4 protein-coding genes are annotated in these 6,291 nt (G+C 64.4%); 1 reads left to right on the top strand and 3 read right to left on the bottom strand.

What is annotated here, in order from left to right; translation table 11 throughout:
- Positions 1-99: 99 nt before the first annotated feature.
- Positions 100-2,370, bottom strand: coding sequence for an outer membrane protein assembly factor BamB family protein (locus AC3EA7_RS08735; protein ID WP_488613658.1), 2,271 nt, complete (start codon positions 2,368-2,370; stop codon positions 100-102).
- Positions 2,371-3,001: 631 nt separating this feature from the next.
- Between AC3EA7_RS08735 and AC3EA7_RS08730 the strand changes: the two genes are divergently transcribed.
- Positions 3,002-3,202: a hypothetical protein gene (locus tag AC3EA7_RS08730; RefSeq protein ID WP_488613657.1), complete on the top strand. Its 201-nt coding sequence runs from the start codon at positions 3,002-3,004 to the stop codon at positions 3,200-3,202.
- Positions 3,203-3,466: 264 nt separating this feature from the next.
- Here the strand turns inward: AC3EA7_RS08730 and AC3EA7_RS08725 are convergent, their stop codons facing one another.
- Together AC3EA7_RS08725 and AC3EA7_RS08720 are read right to left on the bottom strand one after the other, a co-directional pair.
- Positions 3,467-4,336, bottom strand: coding sequence for an alpha/beta hydrolase (locus AC3EA7_RS08725; protein WP_488613656.1), 870 nt, complete (start codon positions 4,334-4,336; stop codon positions 3,467-3,469).
- A 176-nt stretch (positions 4,337-4,512) separates the two neighbouring features.
- On the bottom strand, positions 4,513-6,129 hold the full coding sequence (locus AC3EA7_RS08720; RefSeq protein WP_488613655.1) for an ArnT family glycosyltransferase: 1,617 nt from the start codon (positions 6,127-6,129) through the stop codon (positions 4,513-4,515).
- Positions 6,130-6,291 lie beyond the last annotated feature (162 nt).

Raw genomic sequence — 6,291 nt, 5'->3', positions numbered from 1 at the left:
TGCCTGCGCCTGCCCGGTCGCACTTCAGGCGGCGATTTTTCGGATAGGCTCGTAGTCCAGCACCCGCGCCCTCTTTGAGGTGTTGCGGCATCAGACGCCTTACTCTTCCATCTGCCGCACGCGCTGCGCCAGTGGATCGTCCGCCCCCTCAATCTGCTCCGGCGTGGTCACGTAGATCGCCGGGTCCCCCTGGTACCACCCGATCACCCCGCGTATCCGCACCGCCTGCCCGACCCGGTACCGCTCCTCCGGCCGTCCGCCGAAGCGCTCCCAAGCCTCCTTGCGGATCAGCGCCTTGAAACTCCCCTGGTGCGGGCTGCTGAACCCCAACAGCACCTGTTTCCCGTTGTTGAACACATACTGCAATGTCCCGGTCACCGTAACCGTTCGCCCGTCCCATTCACGCGCCTCGGTGTACGGAATGACCGCCACCAGCTGCGCATCCGCCGCCGGCGGCGGCGCAGCCGCCTCAACCGCCACGGACGTCGCCGCGCTCGCCTGCGGATTGCCGCTCGTCAGCGCCACAATCGCCCCGTCCGCGCTGCGGAAGTAGATATTCTCGTTGCTCACCGTCCACACTGCATACTCGCTCCAGTAGCGGTCGTACACCGTCCCCTGCCGGTAGTAGATGTAGAACCCGACGTCGTAGAAGCGCGTGTTTTCCAGCCCGCCGGCGCAGTAATGCGATGCGCTGAACCGGCACGCGCCCGCGTTGTCCTGCGAGGTGGCGATCGTCGCCAGGCGCTGCGTCGTAATCTTGGCGCTGAAACTGCCGCGCGCCGCCGAACGGTCCAGAATGCGCGCCGCAAATCCCGCCTCCCAGTGCGCGCCGAACAGATAGTCCCCCGCCACCGTCACATTCGGCTGCTCGTCGGTGAGCAGATACGGATCGGCGCTCCCCGGCGGATAGTCGTAGGCGATGAAGCGCACCTCGCCCCCCTGCACCCCGCTCACGGTCGTCCCGTCGAGCATCATCTCGCCGAAGTGCGAGTCCCAGCGCGCATCATAGGCGTGTCTGGCGCGAATGATGGTGTAGACCACTTCTTTGCCGTCCGGGAAGCGCTTGACCACCGGCTGCGGTCCCATCGGCAGGTAGTCGTTATCGCCGTAGCCGCCGTGCCCGACATTGGCGATGAACGGAACGCTGCCGTCGTCGAGGTCGAGCACGAACAGCGCCTGGTCGCCGGGATTCTGGGTCAGCACCTGCCGCATGCCGCTGTTGGTCTGCGGCCAGTCGCGCCACAGCGTCTGCCAGGGCAAGCGCGCCTTGATGAGCGCATACCCGGCGCCGTCGGCGATCACGGGCCAGCCGTAGCGGAACTCGGTCGGGTCGCTGAACGTGCGGCTGGCATGCACTGGACGCACACGCCACTGGCGCGCGCCGTTGCGATTGTTGATCGCGTGGACGGAGAGGTCCGGCTCGGTGGCGACGATGACCAGGTTGCGCGAGGGGGAGTAGGCGGGCGGAACCGCGACGGTCGCGCCCGCGTCGTAGCGCCAGAGCTGCTGCATCGTCCGCTTGTCGACGGCATAGACCGCGTTGCCCATCGCGAAGAGCACGCGGTCGCTCAGGACGGCGGGGGGCAGCGGCAGATTGCTGGTCTGCCCGGCGTTGAACGTGGCGAGGATGGCGCCGTCCTGGGCGCGGAGTTGGTAGAGCGTGCCATTGGCGGAGACGACGAACACCGCGCCGGTGTCGTGGTCACAGGCGACGGTGGAGCGCACGTCGCCGATGCCGCTGCGCTGCCAGAGTTGCCGTCCGTCGGCTTCGCCGAGGGCGAAGACGCCGTCGACCCCGGCGGCGATGTAGACGCGGCCGCCGCCGGTGACCGGCTGGACGTTGCGCGGCAGCGAGCCGCCGGAGGTGACCTTGGCGACGCCGCCGGCAGCGTTGGGACCGTTCCAGGACCAGCGCCAGCGCCAGGGGTAGGGGACGGTCTGCGGCGTGGAGCCGGTGCGTTGCGCATCGTGCGCGTGCTGGCTCCATTCTTCCCGCGACCCGCCACCTGGTGGGGGTAATGGCGATCCACTGCTCGTCGGTGTAGGCGAAGGCGCTGGTGAGCGTGTCGGCGAGCGAGACGGCGAAGGAGAAGGGGTTGGAGAAAGCCGGTTACGCATCACCAGCGGCAGGTACAGCGATGCTGCACGGTCCGGTATCGGCTCTGAGACCGATACGTCCGTGGAAGAAGGCGCAACATCAGGACCCATCGTCTGCCCCGGCGCTGGCGCAAGGGGCGCACTCGAGAACTGGATTGCCGCGCTGCCGTTTGCTGGCGTTACCTGTATGGGATCTGTGAGCGATAGGAGAACGCCGACGAGTGCCAGTATTGCTGCGATCTGCGGCAGCAGGAGATGGTTGCGTTTCATCATTGCCTCCTATTCGGGCAGAACGCCTGATGATGGCAATCACCCCCATCGGTGGTTTCATTTCCATATGAACAGACACATTCGCCTGATCCATCGTACAGATTACGTATGGGACAAGTCATGCCATTAGATGACTCATTGCTCACGAAAAGCATCTCTGGTTCTCAAGCTCAGATGACCGCCGGGCGCAGATGACCGTCACTAACAGGACTTACGCGGTGGCTGGTTTTCTGGCTCCACAGAGCCTGCGTCAGCACGGTGCAAGGTGGTGCGGTGCAGCGGCTTTGCCGCTACACCGCACCATAAAAGAAGACAAGTACCGCTCTGCCGAAGGCAAAAAGGGCCGTCACACGGCTCGCCGCGCCAGGCACAGATGACCGCCATCAACAAGTGTTGGACGCTGCGACGAAGAGTGAGCCTGCCGCTATGGAGCCTGCCTGCCTGCAGTCGCCGGGCGCAGATGACCGTCACCAACACGGGGATGGGCGCTCCACCGCCGGTCCGCCAGCAGCACCGGTCCTATCCGTCTGCGAGTGCCAGGTGGAGGTGACGGTCATCAGCGGGGTAAGGGCGCGACCACCGCCGGTCCGCGAGCAGCGCCGGTCCCTGCCCGCTTGCAAGTGATCAGGTGAGGGTGACGGTCATCAAGGGCGCCGAGATCGGGGGCGTCTGGCGCGCCTGGCATGGCGTTCGCCTGCAGGACGCTGCTCGCCGCGCGGACATGATGGAGTTTGAGAAAATAATCCGGTATCGCCCAATGGAGCCCGCGAAGGCGGGCTTCGCAGCAGGAGCCCGCGGCTTCAACCGCCGGGCGGTCGAGCGGATAGCGGAATAATTTTTCAAAAACCATAATGCCCGCGCTGATCACACGAAGCCCCGCTGACGCGGGGCTGCCGGTCGGTGTTCGCGCGTTCCGGAGCGAGGGCGCGGCAGCGCCCTTTGCAGAGTCAGCCCAGCGGTTCAGCCCTTCAACCCTTCGACCCTTCGACAAGCTCAGGGCTCAGGGTTCAGGGCGCCGCGTCGGGCGCCGGTACGGCGGAGCGACAGAACCGCTGCGCCTTTGCGCCTTTGTGTGAGTTATATGGCAGTGAGGTCGGAACTAACAGCCCCCCGGCGCTTGTGCGCCTCGCCAGGCATCAAGTTGCTGCACAAGCGCATCCATCGCGCCACGGTGATAGCGCTCCACCCAGCCGGGATCGGTCCAGTCGATGGGACCATCGCGGATGTCGAAGAGGGTATGTTCGGCGCCTTCAGCGATGTACAGCGCCGCCGAAGAAGAGAAACGCGCGTCGTGCGCCGCTACCGCTTCAGGTCCAATGGCGTTCAACTCTGGTTCACTATCCGCCACAATGACGATGATCGGCGCTTCGATGCGCACAACATCGCTGGCGTTGAGCAGACTTGAGAGCAGCGCGACGCCGCGCGGCGCCTGCGTCTGAGCATACTCCGCGAACCGCGTTGCAAGATGCTGCGTGCCAATGCTCTGGGCAACGATAAAGACCTGGCAGCGATCGATGCCCGGTTGCGCAACTGCTGCGCGATAGGCTGCTAGCGCGTCATCGCTCTCGCAGCATCCATACACCCCGCCGCTCGCACCGGTCCCGCGCTTGTCGAAGCGGAATACAGCATACCCAGCGCGCAGCAGAATCTCCGCCAGATAGCCGTAAGAGTCGCGCGGCACAGGACCAGAGTGATGAATGATGAACGCCAGCGGATGCGGTCCCGCGCCCGGCGGAAGATCGAGTTCCCCTGCCAGTTCGGCATCGCCGCTGACGAAGCGCACCTCGCGGCGCTCGGCGGCGATGCCATCGAGTCGTGGCGTCGGCAGCGCATCGGTAAGGAGGGGTGTTGGTTGTGCCGCAACGTCGCCAGACTCCGGCGAACCCCGTCCGGTTCCCACACATCCCACCAGCAGAGCGCTGAAAAGCGCAATGGCGATCAAACCGGATTGGAGCTGGCAGCGTGGCATCATTTGAGCTGCGGGCTAATGAAGATAAAATAGTTTGGTACTGTCGCGGCGCTGCGGGCTGAAGCCCTGGCTGAGATCGTGCAAGCCCCTGCGGGGCTTCAATGTCCTGAGCAAGGGCTTTAGCCCGCTGCTCAAAGAACATGCGACCTGGCGGCACAGGTTTACAGATTTATTTCTTAATCCGCATAAGCACTCGATGGCAGTACAGGGTTATTCGAATACTCCCCACTCCCCGCCCGAACCTGGTACAACACATACGTCCCACTCCGCGCCACCTGAATATAGTGACGTTCCAGCTCAGGCGTATTGTACACGCCAGTATAACTGCCGAAGCCGCCAACCACCACATACTCAGGTCGATCGGCATACCAGTCGTAGCGCACCGGATCGCCTCCGAGCCAGGTGTGCCGCACCGCCTGATCGAGCGTCGGTTGGGGTGGATAGAGGTAGCGGTGGTCAGTCAATACACCCAGTTCCGGCTCCCAGGTGGCGATGATGGCTGTTTCCGGCACATTGGCATCCAGATATGCGGCAAACCGCTGTGCGCTGTCGTCGGGTGTGAAGACAACGCGCGCCGTCAGTGCAATCGGCAGCGCGATGATGACAATCAGGTAGATGGCGGCAATTGTTGCTGCCGCCGGCAACACGCGGCGCAGCCAGCCGATGGCATCGAATGCCAGCCGCGCGACGGTCAGCGCACTCAGCGCAACCGCCGGAAAGGCGTAACGGGGCCAGCCGAGGGATACACCAACGAACCATGCCAGCCAGAGGCCAATGATCAGCGCCAGCAGCGCTTCGCTCAACCCCTGTGACGTGCGGCGGCGCGCGCGCCAGATGGTGTACGCCAGCGCCGGCACAACCAGACCGCCGAACAGATCGGGGCGCAACAGGTAATATCCGGCGCGCAGGGTCGAATGCAGGTTGAAGACGAAAATCGCCCCTCCGGCAGCCTGCCGGGTTTGCTGAAGGTTCTCGATGAATGTGCCAGGACCGAGTAGCGCGAACTGAACCACCGTCCAGAGCGCAAAACACCCAACTGCAACGACCGGCGGAACCAGGCGCAGTGTCCAGGTTCCAGCCCGGTAGTAGCGCCAGTCGAGCAGCGCGATTAACGCCAGCGCCAGCGGAAGAATCAGCACAAACTGATTTTTCGTCACCAGCGCCAGACCGAACCCCAGCCCCGCCAGGACGCTCCACGTCCAGTGTGTGCGTCGCATCGCCGGTTGCGCCGCGGCCTTCAGCGCCGCCAGCCATGCCAGCATCCCCAGAAACACGAACGCAACGCCAGGCGCCTCGCCGAGCACCTGCCGTCCATACTCGATCAACCCCTCATAATTGACCGTGCGCGACGCCAGCAGGAGCGCCAGGGCAATCAGCGCCGTCCAGCGATCATACAGACGCCGTGCAAGCGCGTACCCAGCAACAAGCGCAATGGCGAAATAGATCACAATCACCAGTCGCCCTTGCGTCAGACCAACGCCGAACACCTGGTAGACCGCCGCAACCGGCAGCATAATCGTCGGACCGATGCCAATCGTGGGTCCGTGATAGCGAAACTCGACGCCGCCATCAGGCGTGGCGCTGATATCGGCATATTTGCCGTACTGTACCAGCGTCTTCGGCACGTGCAGGTGCGACCCCTCATCGAACCAGGTGCGTGGCGCGTATGGCAGATTGATCGTCGCCAGCAGCGCCGCCAAGACAAACAACGTCGCCACAAGAATCCGGTAGACGATGATGGTCATCGGCGTTGTCTGAAGGTGTGGAGCGCTGTGCGCTTCTGGGTGGATCATGTTGGAATACTCCTGCCTACAGCCACGGGCGCCTACAGGGGGATGCCCCTACGCTGCGCGCCCTCGCCGATGGAGGGGCAGGCCCCCGTGCCTGCCCACCAAGGACGTCCCTGCGCTGCCCCGCCACGGGCGCCCACAAGGGGCGCCCCTACGCTGCCCTGC

The sequence above is a fragment of the Roseiflexus sp. genome, assembly GCF_057785375.1.
This window is presented reverse-complemented; position numbering and strand designations above follow the sequence as displayed.

What these genes read in the sequence shown, in the direction of transcription:
- AC3EA7_RS08720 (WP_488613655.1), bottom strand. Translation starts at nt 6,129, where the DNA reads ATGATCCACCCAGAAGCGCACAGCGCTCCACACCTTCAGACAACGCCG.
- AC3EA7_RS08725 (WP_488613656.1), bottom strand. Translation starts at nt 4,336, where the DNA reads ATGCCACGCTGCCAGCTCCAATCCGGTTTGATCGCCATTGCGCTTTTC.
- AC3EA7_RS08735 (WP_488613658.1), bottom strand. Translation starts at nt 2,370, where the DNA reads ATGATGAAACGCAACCATCTCCTGCTGCCGCAGATCGCAGCAATACTG.